This is a genomic window from Pantoea sp. C1E2, from assembly GCF_056491465.1.
Genome location: NZ_JBSZHT010000003.1, coordinates 184,101 through 203,644, shown reverse-complemented (window position 1 = coordinate 203,644; position 19,544 = coordinate 184,101). Strand labels below are relative to the sequence as shown.

Sequence of the window (19,544 nt, the reverse complement as noted above, 5' to 3'; positions counted from 1 at the left end):
CGGTTCGGTGCTGGAAACGGCTGCACAGGCGATGCTGAACGATGTCAGCACTGAGCAGCTGCGTGAGCAGTTTGTGAAACCCACTGTGATGCCAGGCGTCGATGTGATGCCCGCTTCGATCGATGATGGTTTTGTCGCCAGCGACTGGGATGCACTGGTTGCTGAGAATCTACCCGGCATCGCACCATCGGAAGTCCTGCGTCGCAACGTCATTGATCGTCTGGCTGAAGATTACGATTTTATCTTTATCGACACCGGCCCGCATCTTGATGCCTTTATGCTCAATGCCATTGCCGCTAGTGACTTACTGCTTACGCCGACACCGCCAGCACAGGTTGATTTTCACTCAACGATGAAATATCTGACGCGACTGCCGGAAATGCTTGAGCGCATTGAGAACGAGGGGATAGAGCCAAGATTGAAAGCAAATATTGGCTTTATGTCGAAGATGACCACCAAACATGACCACATTACGTCTCATAGCTATGCACGTGAGGTGTTCACAAAATCGATGCTGGATGCGGTATTACCCCGTTTAGATGGTTTTGAGCGCTGCGGTGAGTCATTTGACACGGTGATCAGCGCAAATCCGACTTCGTATCCAGGCAGTGCCGATGCACTCAGAAAGGCGAAACAGGAAGCCGAGAATTTTTCACGCGCTGTATTTGACCGCATTGAATATATCAGGAGTACCAAGTGACCGAACCCAAATCACTCAAAAGAATTGGCCGCACCATGGGCCAATCCCAGATGTCGAGCTTTATCAACAGCGGCAATCAGTCACGCGTGTTCACTCTGAAGTCTGGTAACACAGCGACATTCAGCCGCCAGCTCATTCCCAGCGGTGAAGTGGAAAGCAAAACCTTCGTTGACGCGCAGGTGAATGGGCGAGACCAGTCAGCGCTCACTGAAGAATCAGTAAAAGACATTACGCGCACCATTGAGTTGCAACAGTTCTTCCCGGCAATTGGCCGCCTGGTGGATGGCCGCATTGAAATTATGGATGGTTCTCGTCGTCGTGCCGCTTGTCTTTTTGCCGGAACGGGCCTCGAAGTTCTGGTGACCGAGGATGACATTGATATCAGTGATGCCCGCCAGCTGGCTGCGGATATTCAGACAGCAAAAGAGCACAATCTGCGTGAACTGGGTCAACGTTTCCTGATGATGGAAGCGCAGGGCATGAACAAGACCGAGATTGCGAAAGCAGAAGGGATCTCAAACGCCAAAGTGACGCGTGCATTTCAGGCTGCGTGGGTTCCTGCTGAATTTATCGAGTTAATACCGGTCGTTTCCGACCTCAGCATTCCGGACTACAAATTGCTGCTGGATGTGGCAGAAGAAGCGAAAGCAGAGGGTGTGGCGGTTAAAGAGGTTGTGGCTCAGGTCAAAGAGCGAATGGATGACGATCAGGCGCTGAACAAACTGGCTTCCGATGATCAGAAAACCCGGATCCTGTCGTTTTTCACCACTGCTAAAAAGCAGCTGGTTAAGCCGGTGAAAAACAAGAGTGTCACCACTGAGAAGTTTGGCCATTTCTCAGATCGTACCGCTTACGCTAAGCGCAAAACTAACGCAGAAAAGCGCCATGTACAGTATGAATTCCACCGTTTGCCTGCCAATACGCTGGAAGAGATCGATATTGCTATTAAGGCGATCCTTTCTAAGTCTTGAACCGGCTCCTTCATACAACGCAAATCCAAAAGGACGTGATTTTCACGTCCTTTTTTACTGTTCCCACTTTTCAGTAAGCCACGTTCGTTTGAATCTGTGCTTCTAAGCGCTTCAGCAGCGTTCTAATCCATTTAAGTTCAATTATCGTATCTGGTAAGCCTAATCCTCTCAACGCGCCAAAAGACCCTGTACAGGCTGAATTTACGAACGTCTGATTGATGATCGTGTTTATACCAAAAGCTGGGCTCATCCAGGCCAACAAGTTATACATGTAGATCTTTTCTCGGGATCGACATTCAGAATTGAACGAAATCACCGTATTCCGGTTGAAACTTGCTTAACAGTCTCATTTAACGCTGATTTTTATCCCCTTTATCCACAGGGTAGATCCAATTATTCGATCATAATGAGATCCCATTGAGATCAAAGAAGATCCCGGATCGCTGCAGGCCTTGATATGACTGGTCTGAAAGGGCCTTAATAACCGCTATAAGGAGTAAACTAACCGCTGTGGAGAGGAAAATAACCGATGAAATGAGTGAAATAACCGATGAAGAGAGTGACTGATAACCGCTGTAGTGAGCAGGCAAGGATGCAAGCTGTGTGTAACTGATCCCGCTGTGCATAACTTTGATTTCCAGTGACGCGATTGACTGAATTTCAGCGGCCGTTATCCCGGAAAGGTTATCCCCATTATTCACTGACCCGATCCAAGAACAGATCCTCATAAGATCATAGAAGTTCCTAATAGATCCCCACTACGGTTAAAGCCTTGTGCCACAAGTCCTGAGGAGATATCGGTAACCGCTATAAAGAGTAAACTAACCGCTATGGAGAGTAAATTATCCTCTATAGAGAGTAGTCTAACCGATGAAGTGAGTGCTAGTATCCGCTATAGAGAGTAAACGCGCGATGTCCCTGTGTATAAACCGGATCCTCGAAAATGTCGGAAAATGAGCTAAAAAACAACAAGATAGTTGAAGCCTTTTCAGAAACAGATAAACGAACTGGCGAACTGGTTGTACTTACCCCCAACAGAGATAACACTGTTCAACCGGTTGCTTTAATGCGATTGGGCCTGTTCGTTCCTACGTTAAAATCGACCAATAACCGTAAAAACGACACGACAGCCGTAACTGATGTCACGAACGAACTTAAGTTACTGTCGCTCGTTAAATCAGAAGGTTATGAAAGGATCAGGATCATTGGCCAGCGACTCGATATGGACAATGATTTCAAGACGTGGGTCGGGATCATTCACGCGTTTGCGAAGTATAACGTGACGAATGACAAGGTGGTTTTACCCTTCGTCGAGTTCGTCAAACTGTGTGGCATTCCTTCCTCCCGATCTTCAGCCAAGCTGAGGGAGCGACTGGAAGCTTCGCTGATCCGCATTGCATCCAATACCATCCAGTTCGGTACTGCTGACAAAGATGAACTCTATGTCACGCATCTGGTGCAATCCGCAAAATACAGTGTCAAAAAGGATACGGTGGAGCTTCAGGCCGATCCAAAGCTGTTCGAGCTGTATCAGTTTGATCGCAAGGTATTGCTGCAACTGCGCGCCATAAACGCACTGGCTCGTAAGGAGTCCGCTCAGGCGCTTTATACCTTCATCGAAAGCCTTCCTCCTAATCCGGCGCCCATCTCCATGGCGCGCCTGCGACAACGTCTGAATCTGACTTCTCGTCCCATCACGCAGAATGCGACTGTGCGCAGGGCGATGGAGCAGCTCAAAGACATTGGTTACCTTGATTACACTGAACTAAAACGCGGTAGCTCTGTGGTATTCCACATTCATTATCGTCGGCCAAAGCTCAAACCTGCAGAGTTGCCACTCAAGCTGCCGGATATTCTCGAAGATGAGCTGGAGCTGGATGATCCTATCGAGACCAATGATGTTGCTGCAGCCAGCGAACCGCAGGGTGAAATGGTGATGTTGTCAAAAGCGGAGCTGAAGATCCTTGAGGAAATCCGCAAAGGTAAAGTGAAGTAGTCTTTTAAACTAGCCCTCCGTTTGATAACCGCTATAGAGAGTAAGTGCTCTCTATAGCGGTTATTTGCTGCTGCAGTCCACGTCGTTCACCTCCCACATTCACTGCTATCAAGACATTTGTGACCCAGTAACCACTATAGAGAGTAGGCTTGTACTCTCTACAGTGGTTATCTGGAAGTCGCTCACAATTTGCACCATTACCAGCCCAAAACCCGCAATGTGACAGCTTTCAATGTGATAGAAGAGGGGACTGCTTGTGGTGAGTCGTCATGGAATGATCCAGGCTCGTCCCCAGATTTAACAACCACTATAGAGAGTAGGTATGTGCTCTCTATAGTGGTTATTCGACGGAAGTGACGTTATCACTTCTATCTTATTGAGTTATTTGATGATTATTGAGGGATATTTGTTCAGATAACAGTGTGATTTATGTTCAATATCGCCTAAATTACAATGATTATTGCTTTATTATCATTAGCTTACTCACTTTTACTGCCGAAAACTGCTTTTCTTTCTCTGTATATCCACTATAGAGAGGAGTTACTCACTACAGTGGATAGCGCTGCTGGTGGCATTGATGAGCGGCTTAGCCTGAGATCCTGCTAACAGGAACGCTATTGCGGGATTTTCGCATCCTGCAATAACCGCTATAGAGAGTGACTTTGCTCTCTATAGCGGTTATTTGGTTTCGTTTAATTATCTTAAGGCTATGATTTATAATATTTAATTTTGATGTTTGATTTTATGGCTAACCGCTATAGAGAGTAAACTTTTAAGCAATGCACATATCGGAAGAACTTGAAGATCCCATATCGATCGCAAGATCGTTGATTTGCAGGGCAGAGGATCAAACATCCACTATAGAGAGTAGAAACAACCACTATAGAGAGTAACTACTCACTATAGTGGTTATGTTTAACCTACCCCCCTGGTGATTACTAACCTCGCAAGGCTTGCCAATACTGGTGTTAGTGATTACTAACCTAAAGGTGATGGGCGCGAGTGCACAGGAACGGATAATTGTCATCATTGCAGCGCGTCAGGGTATGAAGGAGTGGTTTACTCTCTATAGTGGTTGTTCCACAGGATCGACTTGCTCCACGCGATCCTGATCAGGTGTAGATCCCCTTCATTTCACGTTTGCTCTTGCTCATCATGACTGGCTGGCAATAGGTAGACTCAGTGAGCGCTTTGGCCTGCGTTCAATATGAGGGGGAGTATCTGCTGGCCGGTGAGCGGCGCTAACGGCAGCGAAGCATTATCGGAGGGATGTAGCCAGGCGATCTCTTCAATCTCAGCCGCTGGCATTATCGTTAAAGTGGGTACAAGAACAGTGAATATTTCAGCGATAAGCGTGTGGCCAGGCTCATTAGCGGCTGTGTCAGTGAACTGACCGACATATTGCGTATCCTGCTCGGTGACATTGATTTGCAGTTCCTCTTTGAGTTCACGAATCAATGCAGCCACAGGCCGTTCAGTCGACTCAATTTTCCCTCCGGGCTGCATGAAATAGCGGGTACCGCGCTTGCGAACCAAAAGTACTCGCCCCTCCGCATTGATCATGATTGCCGCCGCAATGCGGATAACCTTGTCTGCGTTCATCTTCATTCTCCAGTCTTTGTCACTGCACCTTCGTACCGGGTTGGTGGAAGGGAGGGGGGAGTATAGCTCAATTGAGAATGGTTATTAGTTACATGTTTGATAAATCTTTTCGCATTTCCTCGTTATGCGCTTCGAAGTAGATGTGAGCGATTAGTGTAAATGAATTTCATTCTCAACTATCATTGTTTGCAACCCGCGTGACCCATTCCAACTGCAACAAGGGAGGCAGTCAGTGTTATTGGCAATCAGGTACGTTTTTGCATCCAGCCCGCTTCGTATTACTGCACTCATCGCCATCGTCCTTCTTCAGGGCCTGATACCGGCGCTTAATGTCTTCATGACAGGAAAGATAATTAACACACTTCATACGCCTCAAATCAGTGATCATGCACTGATGTTCAGTGTTGCTATCTGGTGTCTGTCTTTGCTGGGTATTCAACTGATGACCCCGCTGGTGAATCTCATTCAGGGTGATGTGACGGAAATTTCGACCAACCATTTCAGCGGCAATATCATGCGGAGAATGAATGAATCTTTCACGCTGAGCCTGTTCGATAACAAGGAGCGTTACGAGCAGCTGGAATTTTTGAAGAAAGAAGCAGCCTATCGACCTCTTAATTTCATCATTTGCATTATTTACGCCTTCAGAGCCGCCGTAATGGCTGGAAGCTTGCTACTGGTGCTAATAGCGTATTCAGGGATTGGGGCGGCCATTTGCGCCTTGTCCGTATTACCGATGATTATCATTAATATCCATATCCAGAAAAATACGTACACGAGTTATTCAAAAACTCTAAGGACGCAATTGCAATGCGTTACGTCTATGGTGTCAGTATGGATAAAAGCTTTTTACAGGAAATTCGGCTTTATGGGCTGGGTAGTTATCTGCTAAAAAAATTCTCAGGGTCAGCATTTAATACCTATCAACGTATGCACCAGCAACGCGTCAGGGCGCTGATAACGCCCATTCCCGCCATGCTGCTTAGCCTGGTGATGCTGTTTGCCGGGGTGTATCTTTTCCTGAGCAATCTGCGCAGCAGTGATATCGCGGTGGGCGCGTTAGTGATGGTGTTTCAGTCCATTGTGATGATGAAATCGCATCTGGATGAAATTGCGAATTACGGTGCCAATCTGACATCAATGGGCAGCTTTTTTCATAGTTACCACTCCTTTATGACCGAGGAGATTGAGCCCGTTACCAACGGCCAAAAATTACTCCCCGATAACACGCCGTTCTCACTCAGTATTAAGCATCTTAGCTTTGGTTATGAAGGCCGGAGCAAGAAGGCCTTAGACGGCATTGATCTTGAGATTAGGGCAGGTGAGAAAGTGGCGATTCTGGGGGATAACGGAAGTGGTAAAACCACGCTGATTAAAATGCTGCTGCGGATGTATGCCTATGAACAGGGTGATATCAGCGTATCCGGTGTTCCACTACAAAGTCTGGAGATTGACGGTTACCGCCAGCAGGTGGCAACTGTGTTTCAGGACTACGGCAAGTATGAATTTACCGTCGGTGAGAATATCGCACTGAGTCAGTATGACACAGTAGCGCACTCCACTCAGGTTGACGATTTACTCAGTAAAGTCGCGTTTCCTCATCCGCAGCAGACCCGACTGGGTAAACAGTTTGGCGGTGATGAACTTTCAATCGGGCAGTGGCAAAGGCTGGCGATCGCGCGTGCGTTATACCGTAAAGCCAATCTGTTCATCTTTGATGAGTTTTCATCCTCGCTCGATCCAGAAACTGAACATCGCCTGTTTAATGAAATCCTTTCACTCGACACGACGGTTATCGCCGTGACTCACCGTCTGGGAAATATCAAAGAGTTCGACAGAATCGTGGTCATGGCGGAGGGAAAAGTGATCGAAAACGGAAGTTTTGCTCTGTTGATGGGTAAACAGGGCAAGTTTTATAATATGTGGCACGCTCAGTTTAAATCGGTCATTGCTGAATCGGCGTAATGCATTCGTTGGGAACTGCCCTTAGAGAGAGGCAGTTCATGCTGTTAATCCGCTGCGTCATTAAAATGCTTTCTTCAGCAGGTTGAATAATAAAGGCGCGCTGGATTAAATATTTAAAAACTGTCATCGATTGAATCTGGCCTGCTAAGCCGGTCAGATTCATGATGGTTCCTTTTTAAGAAACTTAATTATGGCATTCTAAAAATATTCACTGAAATACAAATCTTATTCAAACGCTTTTACCCAATTCCCTTCGTCATCCTTACTGATATCTATTTGCAATCATTTCTGAACGTTATCAACATTGAGCAGCAGGAAATATCCTGGAGTTCAGCCGTTTTGGCGGGTTGTGTCAGCTAAGCTTTCGCATTTCTCTTTATCTGCTTAACTGAATGCTGGAAAAAAATAATGGGGATGAAGGATGAAGCAAAAAAACGCGCGCGAGCAAGCAGGGCTCCTTTATCACTCCCTTATCAGAAGCATCACGTTTGCAGGCATTGTGCTGATCGCTGCGGTATTAGGCATCAGCATATGGACACTGCGGCAGGACTGGAATGACACTGTCAGGCAGAGTGAGGAAACGGCGACGAACCTGGCGCTGTCGCAGGCGCGGCAGGCAGAAGATACCTTCTTGCAAACTGAGCTCGCGATGCGTGAAATGCAGCGTGACGTTGAATCGCAGCTGGTGACCGGTATCAAAAGCCGCACTCTGAGCCAGACCATGCGGGAGCTTCAGGGGCGATTGCCGCAGCTGCACGGTCTTTTCTATTACGACGCCCAGGGCAAGTGGATAGCCACCTCTGCATCGCAGATACCGGCAGACATCAATAACTCCGATCGCGAATACTTTAGGTTTCAACGCGACAATCCGCGCAACAGCATTCATCTTGGTCCGGTGATCCGTAGCCGAAGCACCGGTGATCTGGTGATCCCCGTCTCACTTCGCATCAGCGATGCGCTGCGCGGGTTTCAGGGCGTTTTGCTGGCTACGGTGAAAGTTGACTATTTCCGGCACTTTTACGCTTATTACGAGATGGGGCCTAAGGACGTACTGGTGTTAATGCTGGCTGACAGTTCCGTGTTATACGTACGGCCGATGCCTGATAGTTTTATCGGCAAAGACCTCTCTTCCAGCCATCTGTTTCAGCAGATGCTGCAGGTCACAAATCGTGGAAGCGGGCAGTGGACCTCGGCTCTTGATGGCAAACCGCGTATCTTTGGTTTTGCACGATCGGATCGTTACCCGCTGGTGGTTGCAGCAGGGTATGACACGCATAGCCTATTCATTAAATGGATGAAAGGACGCGTACAGGATGTGTTGCTGAGTCTTGCACTGTTATCCGCCATCGTTGCCATGGGCGTATTCGTGCTGCGTCAGGCCAGACATAGCCTGCATTATCAGCTTTAACTGACCAATCTTCGTGATGAGCTGAGCGCAGCCAACCATGCGCTGAACAGACTGGCGCATGCGGATGCGTTAACGGGGCTGGCGAACAGACGTGCATTTGATCGCTACCTTGAGGAGTGCATCCTGGCCGCTGACACGCACAACGAGCCGGTTTCGCTGGTGATGATCGATATCGATTATTTCAAACGCTATAACGACACTTACGGCCATGTGGCCGGGGACGAATGCCTGAGGCGTGTGGCGCAGGCGATAAACGCCATCTCTCTGCGCGGTACCGATTTGGTGGCCCGATATGGAGGAGAAGAGTTCGCCATCGTACTACCCGGTGCTGATATTGAACATGCAATGTCGGTGGCTGCTGCTGCTGTGCAAGCTGTACGTGAGCAGGGCATCATCCATGATTCATCTCTGTTAGCTTCCCAACGGGTGACGCTGAGCGCGGGATGTGCATCGCTGAACACTGAGAGAGAAAATCGCTCGGCTCAGTTGTTGATCAGGCAGGCCGATATGGCGCTCTATTCCGCTAAGCAGGCGGGCAGAAATCAGGTGAAGAGCGATGAGTCATATCTGAACACTCACAGCTGAAAGAGCAAATGCAGCCAGGTTTTAGTGGGGCAACCTGGCTCAAATTCATCGATGGCATCTTACGCGCCAAATCCGCCATCAATCGTGTGCATAGCGCCTGTCACGAATGAAGCTTCCGGACCGGCAATCCAGGCAACCATTCCGGCCACTTCTTCAGGCTTACCGTGACGCTGAATGGCCATGAAACTGTGCATCAGCTCCTTCATCGGGCCGTCTGCCGGATTCATATCGGTGTCGACGGGACCCGGCTGGACGACATTCACCGTAATACCACGTGGTCCAAAGTCACGGGCCAGACCGCGCGCTAATCCCTGCAGGGCCGATTTGCTGACGGCATAGGCTGCGCCGCCTGGCATTGGCATCCGGTCTCCGTTGACGGAACCAATGACGATAATGCGACCGCCTTCTGGCATCTGACGGGCGGCTTCCACCGCAGCGTGATAAGGTGCGTGAATGTTGATGCGGAATAAGTGATCTATGGCATCGCTTTCCAGCTCTAACGCATCACCAAAAATTGCCACGCCCGCATTCACCACCAGCACATCCAGAGGCCCGGAATCGCGTACCAGTTTAGTCACGGCATCGCGATCGGCGCTATCCGCCTGAACCGCTTTACTGCCCGTGTCTTCCGCCAGTTTTTCTGCCACTTCGCGCGAGCCGGCGTAACTGAACACCACCGCAGCACCCTCGGAGGCAAAACGCCGCACGATGGCCGCACCAATGCCCGACTACCGCCCAACACCAGTACCGATTTGTTTGTAAATACCGCCATTAGTGTGTCCTCAATTGTATTGTAGTGGTCATTACAATATTATTGAGTCAGTCAGGTTGTCAAAGGATTATGTAGTGATGACTACAAAAACTAGCCGTACGCCAGGCCGCCCACGCAAGTTCGATGCGGAACAGGCGGTATGCATTGCACAGAATTTGTTTCACTCGTGTGGGTACGACAGGGTGAGTGTGGGGGATTTGACCAAAGCCTTTGGCATCAATCCGCCCAGCTTTTATGCCGCCTTCGGCAGTAAACTCGGGCTTTATCGGCTGGTGCTTGATCGATATGCCCAAAATGGCGCTATCAGTTTCAAAGCGCTTTTGCGTCACGATCGCCCGGTGGCGGAGTGTCTCTCTGCGGTACTGGATGAAGCTGCAAGTCGCTATTCTGCTGATCCAGAAGCCACCGGGTGTCTGGTTCTTGAGGGTATTCATTGCGACGATCTCTCTGCGCGTGAGGTTGCCTGCGGTTTTCATACGGCGGCCGAGAAGATGTTTCATGCCTATATTGCCGAGCGCTATCCAGAACAGGCCGTGCGAATAACCGATTTTATGGTGACGATCATGTCGGGCTTGTCGGCTCGATCACGACAGGGCGCGAGCGCCGAGCGATTGCGGGAGACAGCGCGCCTGGCGGGTCAGATGCTGGTGCAATTACTTCCGGTTTGAGGCGGTCACTGCTGTTGTTGCTGACGCAGTTAAGAAATTAATTTCCATTTCTGCGTTCAAAGACGACTGGCGTAATAGCAGCAAAGCCCGTCCTCCAGGAACCGTGGTTTCTGGTAGAGATAACTAAGGGCTTATGTCTCAAAAGGGATGATAAAACGAAGGCGGCTGGCCGGTTACGCGGCGGAACATAGTCGCAAAAGACGAACCATTGTCATAACCCAGCGATAAAGCGACCTCATTCACCGACTTGCCCTTAATGAGCAAGGATAGCGCGCTGACCACACAGGCTCGCTGACGCCAGGCGGAGAAAGTCATACCGGTTTGCTGCAAGAAATGGCGGCGAAAGGTGCTGGCACTCATAAACATCATTTTTGCCCAGCGATCTGCAGGATCGTGGATGGAGGGGGCAAGCAGGAATGCCTGGCACAGCGCCAGCAATGCGGGTTGTCGTGGCAGGGGGATATCGAATTCTCGCGCAGGCATCGCTCCCAGCTCGAGTAATAGCAAGTTGATCAGCGCGCATTCACGTTCACTGCCATAAAGCAGCGGCAAGTCCACTGCGTCCAGCAACAGCTGACGTAACAGGGGCGATACGCTGATAACCTCGCAGCGAATGCGGTCACTTATCCGTGCTGCGCACGCAGGTGTGATGTACAGGCTTCGCGTCGTTACGCCGACAAATTTCACCGCATGAAGGGTTTCCGGCGGGATCCACACCGCATGCTGTGGCGGCACGACCCATTCTCCGTCCTGAGTTGATACATGCATCTGACCCGTTGCGCCATAAAGCAATTGGGCCCGGCGGTGCTGGTGGGGGGCCAGTACAAACCCCTGCGCATAGTCATTCCCCATCGCGACCACATCACGTTCTATCCATTCGACATCGTCAATGCTTGTGTTGCGCACGTTCACTCCTTATGACCGATTGGCAAGGGTAATTGAGCGTTGCTCAAATGGGAAGTGGGTCAGGTGAGCGTTAGGCTATGGCTTTATTTATAAGTGGGACGTCCCTTGAACGATATTCTCTTGATTGTGCTGGCTGGTTTTACCACTGGCGTGACTACGGTGCTGTTTGGTTTTGGTGGTGGTTTTGTCGTCGTGCCATTTGTCTATCAGTTGTTGCGTGGGCAGCCTGAAATGGCAGGCAATGCGATGCATATTGCCGTCGCCACCTCGACGGCGGTGATGATATTTAACGCAGGGTGGGTGAGCTATCGAAACTGGCGAGCGGGTGCTATCACAGTACAAGCCTGTTTTCCCCTCATTTGGTTTATCGCTATAGGTGCGGTGGTCGGATCATGGCTGGCAGGACTGTTAAGCGAAGAGTGGGTTCGTTCACTGTTTACCCTTTATATGCTGATCACGATTGCTGATTGCCTGCTACGTAAAGGTTTCTTCAGTGGTAGCACGTCACGCCGGCTATCGAGGGCTACAGTGACAGGCGGCGGCATACTTATCGGTTCAATTGCTGCGATGTTGGGTGTGGGTGGAAGTGTCATGACGGTACCGTTATTGCGACGGCATGGCTATCCGATGCGGGAATGCATCAGCGTTGCCAATCCGCTTTCGCTGCCGGTAGCCCTGTGTGGCGCCATCACTTATGCCATCGGCGGCTGGCAAATAATTCCGGCAAGTGGTTTCCTCGGATTTATTAGTCTCAAAATTGTTATGTTGCTGGTGGTCACAGGGTTCATCGGCATTTTGGTTGCACAAAGATACATTCCCGCCGTGCCGGATGTCTGGTATGCGCGAATTTATGTGCTGTTATTGAGTGTTGTGCTTGTGGCAATGGTGCTTTAACGGGATTCATTTTTGCAATGAAATGAAGTTCGCCACTGTCCATATTACTAATGGCGAGGTTGAATACCTTAACGTTCACGAAGGAGTCAGTCATGTCTGAGCAAAACAAATACGCGGAAGGAAAAGCCATTTGCAATGAGATCGGCGGCGCAGTGCTGGAAGTTCTGGGCAGAAAAGGCGAGTTCGCCGTTCAGTCGCTGATTGATGTCTTGCAGGAAGCGCAAAACGATGGTCATCACTACGATGCCGAGCGTGAGCAGGGCATGGAAATGGCGATAAGAATTCTGCAGAAGTTTGCTTAGCGACTCGCGTGACAACCGCATTCCATCGCATCGCCTGTGCTAAATTAGCGCTTCAACTTCTTGTATTAAGTTCAACATGCTGACCGGTTTGAATCACATCACCCTTGCTGTAAGCAATGTCTCTGCGAGTTTCACCTTTTATGTTGAGACGCTGGGATTCACTCCCCGCGCACAATGGAAGAATGGCGCTTATCTCTCGATAGGTGAGCTTTGGCTGTGCCTCTCACTGGATGCCGTTTCCATCGGTAAAGATTACACGCACTATGCCTTCAGCATTGAAGATGAAGTGTTTGAAGCTTTTGCCGAAAGGCTGAAAGCTTCAGGCGTAAAAGAATGGAAGGTTAACAAAAGTGAGGGCAAATCACTCTATTTCCTCGATCCGGACGGCCACAAGCTGGAACTTCATGCCGGTGATCTGGAAAGCAGATTACGCGCCTGTATGGCACAACCGTATGAGGACATGACGTTTTATTAGTCACTTGCCCATCCCTGACATTAAGGTTGATGAAGGCCTTTGGCCAACGTTCTGAGTCTCTCTATATCCGTCTCAATCGGTATAGCGGCACTGGCAAAGGCAATGGCTCGCTCCGCGTGGCGCCTGGCGTCAGACCCATACCTGGCAGCATTAAATTGTGCCAATGCGATAAACGCTTTCTGCAGGCGAATTTGTACTTCAATCATGCCTGCACCGTCACGTGCAATAGCGGCAAACGCGTCATCGAACATATCCTGAATGGACGGTTTTTGCAGAAAGAGACGAGGAAAGCGGGTATCGCCAATGTCAGGTTGCACGCGCAAGCAAAAGAGCCTGACCAGTCTGCCAATAATATCAATGGCAGTCCCGGGATCGTTGACTGCCGGAGAGAGTGCTCGTGACGCAATCTCAGACAAAACGCACAACCCGAAGCGCGGGTCCTGATCAAAAGAACGCTGCTGATCAACTGTGAACGCATCTTTTACCGTTTCAGCAGCAAGACTTTTTGATGTCTTAAGCCAGGCCAGGGGAGTCGAGCAATGTATGAAGGCGCCTGGTTGAACCGCAACATACAGGTAGATCCCTTGAGCTTCAGCAAAATCAGACAACATACTGAAATCAATATGTTGCAGATAACCCACTGCTTCAGCATAAACCGGTATCAATGAGTCCGGCAGTTCATCGGAGACATGCCAGGGAGAGCAGCCCATATAAGGGTCTTGTAACCGACTAACCAGCGCAGCCTGAGTGACCTCTTCGACACGTTGGGAAGTCTCAGCCATACGACCAAACTGCGCCAGATGCTGGATCCATCGCAACAACGTAATCACAATCATCACAATTACAACCAGCGTGACAAAGAACAGGATGACACGTCCTTGAGATCCGTAAGCCCCCATACTCAGTGCAACAATGCCCACCAGACTATAAAGAAAAGACCCGATGAACGTTGCCAGCACATTCTGCGTGGTCCGATCCTCTACAAGTAAACGCGTGGCGCGCGGCGTGACACTGCTGCTCGCCGTGTTATAGGCTGACACCATAATATTGAGTGAGAAGGTGGTGACCGCAAGCATGCTGGAAGCCAGAATACCCAGGATTTTATCCACGGCATCCGTGCCGATTAACCCGGTAATTCCTGAAGGAATAAAGGGTTTAATCACGATGGCGAGTAGGGCTGTCATCACCGCCAGAACAGCAAAGAGGGAACTTCTGAACCACAGTTTCCGCGTAAGCTGGCTCAGGATCCATTGTGTTTTTGTCATCGTGCTTTCCTTGTTATTGCAGGGTTCATCCACATAAATTCTTCATGGGTTTGTCAGTGTGCTCATCACTGACAGCAATGGCGTTAACGCCTGATAATGGCAAGAATATATTGCCTCTGGATAAACCCTGAATGGCGCATAAATTCTGCGCCAGGTTTAACCCAAATTTCTCATCAGCTACAATAGATCCTGAGGACTCAGCGTAAGCCCGATTCTCAGGAGGTAAAACAATGGACAATTCAGACAAAATTTTAGGCGAGGCTGCTTATCAGATTCTTGTCCGCCGTGAAAAAATCAGTGTTATTCAATTAAATCAGGAACTGCATCGCATGGCCGACGAGGCGAATACGCCAGAGCGTAAACAAGCCGTTTTGGCTGCGATTGACTGGTTGAACGATTATCGGCAACCCTCGTCAGAAGATAAGCGCAGCAGCTCACCGTTACGGCGTCTGAGTGAAAGCTATGACAGCATCACATTATTGCCAGTTGAAAATATTAAAAAGTAGCCAGAGTACTTAACTCAAATATTAAGATCCGCTCAAAATACTTGTCGTTACAGATGATTAAGATTTTTCTGTTTGGCGAATTTCCTCTTAGCCCATAGCACTTTTTGCAAAAAAATGGGCACCTGACTTTAACTATATTTCTGTACAGATTTTGCAATAACTGTACAACTTTATCAGGCCATTTGCCTGACCCAACATGAGAGGGTTAACACATGCGTCAGAATGGATACACTCCGAACTCTTCAGAAGCTATTGCACAATATTTTAATAAAGCCTCTTTGCCTTCTCAGCAAGAAACATTGGGTCAGATCGTGGTAGAAATCCTGCGAGAGGGCAAGAATCTGAACCGTAAATCACTCTGCACCAAGTTACTTCGTCGTCTGGAAATTTCCTCCAACGCTGAAGAGGAACACCACTATCATCAGCTTATCGGACTGCTTTTCGATCGGGATGAGTGATTCAGTATTCAGGCCTAAGTTGTACAACATTACCGTTCTGAATTTGCATGGTATGAGAATGATACCTGGCTCCGTGACAGAAATTGCAATTTGCAGTCTGTTTACAGCAGAATTGCCATGCAGATGCCGTTATCAGAGAAGTATATGAATAGAAGTGAACATCAGCAGTTAGTCGATGAAATTCTCGGTGAAGCCACACTGATTCTGCTCCAGCGAGCGGGGCCTGTTTCTTTCCGTGCACTCATCGAACAACTTCAGGTTATGGAAGACCAGTCAGATGATGCTGACAGGCGGCAATTGATCGCTCAGACCATTGTCGAGGTGAGAAAGAACATTGCCGAGGGAGAGCGGGCCAAACAACAACGAGCTGAGGGAATCAACTCAGTCCAGCACTTGTATACGGACTCGCATCACTCAGGTAATAACAGAAAGCACTGATTTTCACGTTGATTCTAATCGTGTTTAATCCATGACAACTCAAAGCTCGGAATCAAATCATGCATATTTCAGAAGACATTTTTTCTGCGCTTGCCGATCAGGAACTGGCTGAACGTTTCCGCAATGCGGGCCCGGGTTTGAAAGATGAGGCGACAGTTTTAGGTGTCATCATCCGTAATGTGCTGGCATCTGAAGGACAGATAACGAACAAAGCCATTATCATCAGTTTAATTCGAGCACTTGAATCCGCTCAGGATGATTCGGAAGCCCACATCTTGCGCCAGACCCTTGAAATTGTGGTGGGTGTCACTCCGGATGATTGATGCCTGATTTTTATAGCGAGCATGAATCAGTGCATCGTTTTAGAAAGTAAGCGGATAAGCGTTTCGTATTTCTCCTTTAAAACTGAATCCGCTTCATTATCTTTGAGTTTTTGCAGGGCTTGTGAAATCTCGTGCGCCTCTAAAGCTAAACCTTCCCGAATAAACGCTGACACAGTGCTCCCTAACAGCGCCAATATCTCGTGTGTGATCTGGCCATCATGCTTCACCGTAACTCCACGTTCTGTATAAAAATACAGTGTGGCATATCTGAACCCCTACCGATACCCTTAAATAATTGCGTTTCCAGCATTTCTTGTTTTCAAATTGAAATTTGACACCACACGCTATTGTAAATAAAGAGTTTACTGGTTATTTCCGCTGCGCTTATAAAGTTTATTCTCAACGACTCTCATTCATGCATTTCTGGCAAAAATCGTCACTCTCTTAAAGATTATTGGATGCCATCATTTGACCCATCTAAACCTCCTTCCACTATGAACTCACCTTTTACCCGTTGCTTCATTACTCTGTTTTCAACAAACAGATCGGGTGAAGTGTAATAAATTTTATTTGTACGATGAATAATAATGATTATCATTTACAGGGTTAGGGCTTAAAATTGCACGCATCATTAGCAAAGCCAGTTTTACCCCTACAAAGAATGTGATGAATTCACATCCCATTTGATCGTTGGAGTAGTTATGAATGGAGATAAAAGCGCGCATCAGTGCGTAGCGAACTCACAGACGGACAGCCATTTTTCGCCCGCTACTGCTGCCTCATCAAAATATGAAGATTGGCAACGGGCAGGGCATCAGGCTGCGCATCGATTACCGATGCCTGAAATGATTGCTTCACTGGCTGCTTTCCAGACGGAGAGCGAGTCAATGGCGCCGTTAATGATCTGGCAATTCCTGCATGAACTGTCTTTTATCTCCGCTGAAGGTTGGCTGATTGCGGATGCGCGCCAGCGAGCAGGGATTGCCAACTGTTTTCAGTTTATGCTGAAAAAATGGCACGGCATTCTGGAGGAAGCAGGGATTGTGGAGCCGCGCGATCAGCGCTGGTTTGCTGGCGATTGTGCCCCGAGTCTGCCTTCCATCGAACAGCGTATAGACGATGCAAAAATTCGTCTGCGCCGTTGTCTCGATTGGCACGTTGAGGGAGAGGCTTTCCTCAACACATTATTCGCAGACCAGCACTCACTGTGCGAGGTGATGCGCTATCCACAGTTGGCATCCAGCCAATTATCACCGCACGAGAGCTGCCCCATTTATCCAGCGATGCATCAAAAGAGCATGCTGGCGGATTACCTCGGCCAGATTACCGCCTCACTGCTACACACGGCAATGCAGGGGAGTGATTGTCCTAAGGTGCTGGAAATTAACGCAAACACTGACCATGGTGACCTTCAATCATTGCGGGACTGGCCAGGTTGTCCATCGTCACAACTCGATGCCGTACTGGCAACCAACGTGTTGCACACAACTCAAGGCCTCGATGCCATGCTCCAGGGCATCTGGCATGCATTAAAACCTGAAGGTGTACTGATTGTGGTGGAACCCACACAAGATTCCTCGCTGAGGTGGATAACTGCCGCTGCGGTGCTGCAGCAGGCAACAGCAGGGCATAATTTGCAGTTCACGTTATCTCTTTCGCGCGAAGCCTGGCTGCAGACATTTGTGCACCACGGCTTTTGTCTGATGGGTGATTGGCCTCAGCCGGGTACGTCACTTTCGTTTGCTGGTCATCAAGTGTTTATAGTGCAGAAGCCGGTTGAATGAGTGGTGAGTATGTTCGTGCTGCAATCAACCACACTCCTGCCGCGCATTGAGTCACATATCGCCCTTTATAAGTTTATAAGGTTATCTGAGCGAGATATAGGCGCAAAAGCGCATCCCCACCAGGTACCCAGAAAATTTCTGTAAGAATAGGCATGATTGAAATATCGACGTGGCTAAATAGGTGGCGAGGAGCGCGATGTGAGCGCATGCACAAAACAACGCCAGTCACGTCATAATCGGGTATTGAATCAATCTGCCCGCATCGCCATCAGTGTGAGGGTTTTAATAACATCAGTCTCGAATCGGATCAGGAATTTAACCTGATTTTAAGGCGAGCTAAACCTGAGTAAGGCAGAACAATTTCAAGGCGGCGCACTCATTATTGTGCGTTATTAAAGTCAGGGACGGGCGATTTGATCATGACTATGACAATAGTTGATAGTTAACCCCGTCATTATCTTAATAAGGGGATTCCACGAAAGCGGGAGAGAGCGAAGATATCAATCAGTATTTAAGTTCTGGTGGGCGGAACACCCACCAAAAATGTTCGATAACTCAAATTAAACGGGGAAAGCCCGATTAGATAAGAAAATCATCGAGAGATTTGCCGGCATCAACAGCAGCTTTAATCACAGCTGGCGTGCGGCCCTGACCGGTCCAGTGCTTCTCAACGCCTTCTTCCGTATATTTATATTTAGCCGGACGTGGAGCACGTTTAGCGCGAGTCTTACCGGTTGGCGTTAAGGCGCCCAGCAGTTCGTTCGGGTCAATGCCGTCCTGCAGCAGCAGTTCACGATATTTAGCCAGTTTCTCTTCTTTTTCACGCACGGCGGCTTCGCTGGCGTTGTTTTCTTCACGGCGCTCAGACACAACAACAGTGAATTTTTCCAGCATTTCTTCCAGATCGGCAAGCTGCACTTCACGTGCCTGCGCGCGAAGCGTACGGATATTGTTTAACGCTTTAAGTGAATCACTCATGAACTTCTCCTGAATATTTTGTCGCTGAACGAAATAAATTAAGTGGTGCAGTAGATAACAAATTAGGGAAGAGTATATCGATGTTACTCTCTTGGCAGAAGTACAACACATCAGATATCAAGAATAAAGCCCGCAAAGTGTCAATTTTTAGATATTTCTCAAAAATTCGGGGTGTGCCAGGCGTTGAGAAGTCGATAATTGCGCTCTTAACTCTATTTTAACCATCAGTGATTTTAGCGTTTGGTTATATTTTTAAGTATGTGGACTTAGAAAAACTTATGTTACCCGGTCACAACGCTCGTCAGGTCTCACTCTCTAAGAGAAAAAACGTTAATGGTGACTTAATTCATGGCCAGACATAGCAATTCATCTTCAAGGTGATTTCACCATTCGTCACTGCTAATCAGCAAAACTTTATGCAAGGTAGCCATAACGTATAGTGGTTCAATTCTGCGGAGTAAGGGATGTGGCGTGAAATGAGTTGAGACGTTGCCCCAGTTCTGCAATCAAATCAGTTTCACTTAAGAGATTAAGGGACATTTTAAAAG

At 48.5% G+C, this 19,544-nt stretch carries 22 protein-coding genes and 1 pseudogene; 16 read left to right on the top strand and 7 right to left on the bottom strand.

What is annotated here, in order from left to right; translation table 11 throughout:
• From ACXI0A_RS21450 to ACXI0A_RS21440, 3 genes are all read left to right on the top strand, one after another.
• A partial coding sequence (locus ACXI0A_RS21450) for a ParA family protein (RefSeq protein ID WP_479485293.1) occupies nt 1–700 on the top strand: 700 nt, incomplete at its 5' end.
• Between the two features lie 35 nt (nt 701–735).
• Nucleotides 736–1,671, top strand: a complete 936-nt coding sequence (locus tag ACXI0A_RS21445) for a ParB/RepB/Spo0J family partition protein (RefSeq protein WP_476147344.1) — start codon at nt 736–738, stop codon at nt 1,669–1,671.
• Nucleotides 1,672–2,614: 943 nt separating this feature from the next.
• Nucleotides 2,615–3,667 (top strand): RepB family plasmid replication initiator protein, encoded by a 1,053-nt coding sequence (locus tag ACXI0A_RS21440; protein ID WP_045816857.1) that lies wholly within the window; start codon nt 2,615–2,617, stop codon nt 3,665–3,667.
• A 1,179-nt stretch (nt 3,668–4,846) separates the two neighbouring features.
• On the opposite strand, the gene ACXI0A_RS21435 is transcribed toward ACXI0A_RS21440, so the two are convergent.
• A complete protein-coding gene (locus tag ACXI0A_RS21435; RefSeq protein ID WP_476147345.1) occupies nt 4,847–5,269 on the bottom strand; it encodes an NUDIX domain-containing protein in 423 nt (140 codons plus the stop codon).
• 232 nt (nt 5,270–5,501) lie between these two features.
• On the opposite strand from ACXI0A_RS21435, the gene ACXI0A_RS21430 reads away from it, so the two are divergent.
• Both ACXI0A_RS21430 and ACXI0A_RS21425 read left to right on the top strand, forming a co-directional pair.
• Nucleotides 5,502–6,161, top strand: coding sequence for a hypothetical protein (locus tag ACXI0A_RS21430; RefSeq protein ID WP_476147277.1), 660 nt, complete (start codon nt 5,502–5,504; stop codon nt 6,159–6,161).
• Nucleotides 6,080–7,234 (top strand): ATP-binding cassette domain-containing protein, encoded by a 1,155-nt coding sequence (locus ACXI0A_RS21425; protein ID WP_479485292.1) that lies wholly within the window; start codon nt 6,080–6,082, stop codon nt 7,232–7,234. Before ACXI0A_RS21430 ends, ACXI0A_RS21425 begins: the two co-directional genes overlap by 82 nt.
• Here the strand turns inward: ACXI0A_RS21425 and ACXI0A_RS21420 are convergent.
• Nucleotides 7,215–7,397, bottom strand: coding sequence for a hypothetical protein (locus ACXI0A_RS21420; RefSeq protein WP_476147279.1), 183 nt, complete (start codon nt 7,395–7,397; stop codon nt 7,215–7,217). The genes ACXI0A_RS21425 and ACXI0A_RS21420 overlap by 20 nt on opposite strands.
• Nucleotides 7,398–7,655: 258 nt before the next feature.
• Here ACXI0A_RS21420 and ACXI0A_RS21415 point away from each other — a divergent pair, with 258 nt between their 5' ends.
• Both ACXI0A_RS21415 and ACXI0A_RS21410 read left to right on the top strand, forming a co-directional pair.
• Complete coding sequence (locus ACXI0A_RS21415) at nt 7,656–8,642, top strand: hypothetical protein (RefSeq protein ID WP_476147280.1); 987 nt, start codon at nt 7,656–7,658, stop codon at nt 8,640–8,642.
• Nucleotides 8,643–9,227: a GGDEF domain-containing protein gene (locus ACXI0A_RS21410; protein WP_479410262.1), complete on the top strand. Its 585-nt coding sequence runs from the start codon at nt 8,643–8,645 to the stop codon at nt 9,225–9,227. It abuts the gene before it with no gap.
• Nucleotides 9,228–9,286: 59 nt separating this feature from the next.
• Here the strand turns inward: ACXI0A_RS21410 and bdcA are convergent.
• Nucleotides 9,287–9,999 (bottom strand): annotated as a pseudogene (bdcA, locus tag ACXI0A_RS21405) (SDR family oxidoreductase).
• A 77-nt stretch (nt 10,000–10,076) separates the two neighbouring features.
• On the opposite strand from bdcA, the gene ACXI0A_RS21400 reads away from it, so the two are divergent.
• A complete protein-coding gene (locus ACXI0A_RS21400) occupies nt 10,077–10,667 on the top strand; it encodes a TetR family transcriptional regulator (protein WP_476147281.1) in 591 nt (196 codons plus the stop codon).
• Between the two features lie 138 nt (nt 10,668–10,805).
• Here ACXI0A_RS21400 and ACXI0A_RS21395 read toward each other — a convergent pair whose 3' ends face one another.
• Nucleotides 10,806–11,573, bottom strand: coding sequence for a helix-turn-helix domain-containing protein (locus ACXI0A_RS21395; RefSeq protein WP_476147282.1), 768 nt, complete (start codon nt 11,571–11,573; stop codon nt 10,806–10,808).
• 105 nt (nt 11,574–11,678) lie between these two features.
• Between ACXI0A_RS21395 and ACXI0A_RS21390 the strand changes: the two genes are divergently transcribed.
• The 3 genes from ACXI0A_RS21390 to fos all read left to right on the top strand — a co-directional run bounded on the left by ACXI0A_RS21390 (nt 11,679) and on the right by fos (nt 13,244).
• The gene (locus tag ACXI0A_RS21390) at nt 11,679–12,467 is read left to right on the top strand and encodes a TSUP family transporter (RefSeq protein ID WP_476147283.1); all 789 of its coding nucleotides are present in this window, start codon (nt 11,679–11,681) and stop codon (nt 12,465–12,467) included.
• Between the two features lie 92 nt (nt 12,468–12,559).
• Complete coding sequence (locus tag ACXI0A_RS21385; RefSeq protein WP_476147284.1) at nt 12,560–12,769, top strand: hypothetical protein; 210 nt, start codon at nt 12,560–12,562, stop codon at nt 12,767–12,769.
• Nucleotides 12,770–12,845: 76 nt separating this feature from the next.
• Nucleotides 12,846–13,244 carry a fosfomycin resistance glutathione transferase gene (fos, locus tag ACXI0A_RS21380; protein ID WP_476147285.1) on the top strand — a complete coding sequence of 133 codons (399 nt, stop codon included), beginning with the start codon at nt 12,846–12,848 and terminating at the stop codon, nt 13,242–13,244.
• Between the two features lie 20 nt (nt 13,245–13,264).
• On the opposite strand, the gene ACXI0A_RS21375 is transcribed toward fos, so the two are convergent.
• The gene (locus ACXI0A_RS21375; RefSeq protein WP_476147286.1) at nt 13,265–14,509 is read right to left on the bottom strand and encodes a DUF2254 family protein; all 1,245 of its coding nucleotides are present in this window, start codon (nt 14,507–14,509) and stop codon (nt 13,265–13,267) included.
• A 230-nt stretch (nt 14,510–14,739) separates the two neighbouring features.
• On the opposite strand from ACXI0A_RS21375, the gene ACXI0A_RS21370 reads away from it, so the two are divergent.
• From ACXI0A_RS21370 to ACXI0A_RS21355, 4 genes are all read left to right on the top strand, one after another.
• Nucleotides 14,740–15,015 carry a hypothetical protein gene (locus ACXI0A_RS21370; protein ID WP_476147287.1) on the top strand — a complete coding sequence of 92 codons (276 nt, stop codon included), beginning with the start codon at nt 14,740–14,742 and terminating at the stop codon, nt 15,013–15,015.
• Nucleotides 15,016–15,227: 212 nt separating this feature from the next.
• The gene (ycgZ, locus tag ACXI0A_RS21365; RefSeq protein ID WP_058962457.1) at nt 15,228–15,473 is read left to right on the top strand and encodes a regulatory protein YcgZ; all 246 of its coding nucleotides are present in this window, start codon (nt 15,228–15,230) and stop codon (nt 15,471–15,473) included.
• A gap of 117 nt (nt 15,474–15,590) precedes the next feature.
• Nucleotides 15,591–15,911 carry a hypothetical protein gene (locus ACXI0A_RS21360; protein WP_237449445.1) on the top strand — a complete coding sequence of 107 codons (321 nt, stop codon included), beginning with the start codon at nt 15,591–15,593 and terminating at the stop codon, nt 15,909–15,911.
• 59 nt (nt 15,912–15,970) lie between these two features.
• Nucleotides 15,971–16,234 carry a biofilm development regulator YmgB/AriR family protein gene (locus tag ACXI0A_RS21355; protein ID WP_034827656.1) on the top strand — a complete coding sequence of 88 codons (264 nt, stop codon included), beginning with the start codon at nt 15,971–15,973 and terminating at the stop codon, nt 16,232–16,234.
• A 26-nt stretch (nt 16,235–16,260) separates the two neighbouring features.
• Here the strand turns inward: ACXI0A_RS21355 and ACXI0A_RS21350 are convergent, their stop codons facing one another.
• A complete protein-coding gene (locus tag ACXI0A_RS21350; protein WP_160869535.1) occupies nt 16,261–16,461 on the bottom strand; it encodes a hypothetical protein in 201 nt (66 codons plus the stop codon).
• A 474-nt stretch (nt 16,462–16,935) separates the two neighbouring features.
• Between ACXI0A_RS21350 and ACXI0A_RS21345 the strand changes: the two genes are divergently transcribed.
• The gene (locus tag ACXI0A_RS21345) at nt 16,936–18,018 is read left to right on the top strand and encodes a class I SAM-dependent methyltransferase (protein ID WP_476147288.1); all 1,083 of its coding nucleotides are present in this window, start codon (nt 16,936–16,938) and stop codon (nt 18,016–18,018) included.
• A gap of 579 nt (nt 18,019–18,597) precedes the next feature.
• Here ACXI0A_RS21345 and ACXI0A_RS21340 read toward each other — a convergent pair.
• Complete coding sequence (locus ACXI0A_RS21340; RefSeq protein WP_045816870.1) at nt 18,598–18,996, bottom strand: H-NS family histone-like protein; 399 nt, start codon at nt 18,994–18,996, stop codon at nt 18,598–18,600.
• Between the last annotated feature and the right edge of the window lie 548 nt (nt 18,997–19,544).

Excerpts from the sequence above, each read along its gene's own strand:
- ACXI0A_RS21445 (WP_476147344.1), top strand. The coding sequence starts at position 736 with ATGGGCCAATCCCAGATGTCGAGCTTTATCAACAGCGGCAATCAGTCA.
- ACXI0A_RS21440 (WP_045816857.1), top strand. The coding sequence starts at position 2,615 with ATGTCGGAAAATGAGCTAAAAAACAACAAGATAGTTGAAGCCTTTTCA.
- ACXI0A_RS21435 (WP_476147345.1), bottom strand. The coding sequence starts at position 5,269 with ATGAACGCAGACAAGGTTATCCGCATTGCGGCGGCAATCATGATCAAT.
- ACXI0A_RS21425 (WP_479485292.1), top strand. The coding sequence starts at position 6,080 with ATGCGTTACGTCTATGGTGTCAGTATGGATAAAAGCTTTTTACAGGAA.
- ACXI0A_RS21420 (WP_476147279.1), bottom strand. The coding sequence starts at position 7,397 with ATGAATCTGACCGGCTTAGCAGGCCAGATTCAATCGATGACAGTTTTT.
- ACXI0A_RS21415 (WP_476147280.1), top strand. The coding sequence starts at position 7,656 with ATGAAGCAAAAAAACGCGCGCGAGCAAGCAGGGCTCCTTTATCACTCC.
- ACXI0A_RS21400 (WP_476147281.1), top strand. The coding sequence starts at position 10,077 with ATGACTACAAAAACTAGCCGTACGCCAGGCCGCCCACGCAAGTTCGAT.
- ACXI0A_RS21385 (WP_476147284.1), top strand. The coding sequence starts at position 12,560 with ATGTCTGAGCAAAACAAATACGCGGAAGGAAAAGCCATTTGCAATGAG.
- fos (WP_476147285.1), top strand. The coding sequence starts at position 12,846 with ATGCTGACCGGTTTGAATCACATCACCCTTGCTGTAAGCAATGTCTCT.
- ACXI0A_RS21375 (WP_476147286.1), bottom strand. The coding sequence starts at position 14,509 with ATGACAAAAACACAATGGATCCTGAGCCAGCTTACGCGGAAACTGTGG.
- ACXI0A_RS21370 (WP_476147287.1), top strand. The coding sequence starts at position 14,740 with ATGGACAATTCAGACAAAATTTTAGGCGAGGCTGCTTATCAGATTCTT.
- ycgZ (WP_058962457.1), top strand. The coding sequence starts at position 15,228 with ATGCGTCAGAATGGATACACTCCGAACTCTTCAGAAGCTATTGCACAA.
- ACXI0A_RS21360 (WP_237449445.1), top strand. The coding sequence starts at position 15,591 with ATGCAGATGCCGTTATCAGAGAAGTATATGAATAGAAGTGAACATCAG.
- ACXI0A_RS21355 (WP_034827656.1), top strand. The coding sequence starts at position 15,971 with ATGCATATTTCAGAAGACATTTTTTCTGCGCTTGCCGATCAGGAACTG.
- ACXI0A_RS21345 (WP_476147288.1), top strand. The coding sequence starts at position 16,936 with ATGAATGGAGATAAAAGCGCGCATCAGTGCGTAGCGAACTCACAGACG.
- ACXI0A_RS21340 (WP_045816870.1), bottom strand. The coding sequence starts at position 18,996 with ATGAGTGATTCACTTAAAGCGTTAAACAATATCCGTACGCTTCGCGCG.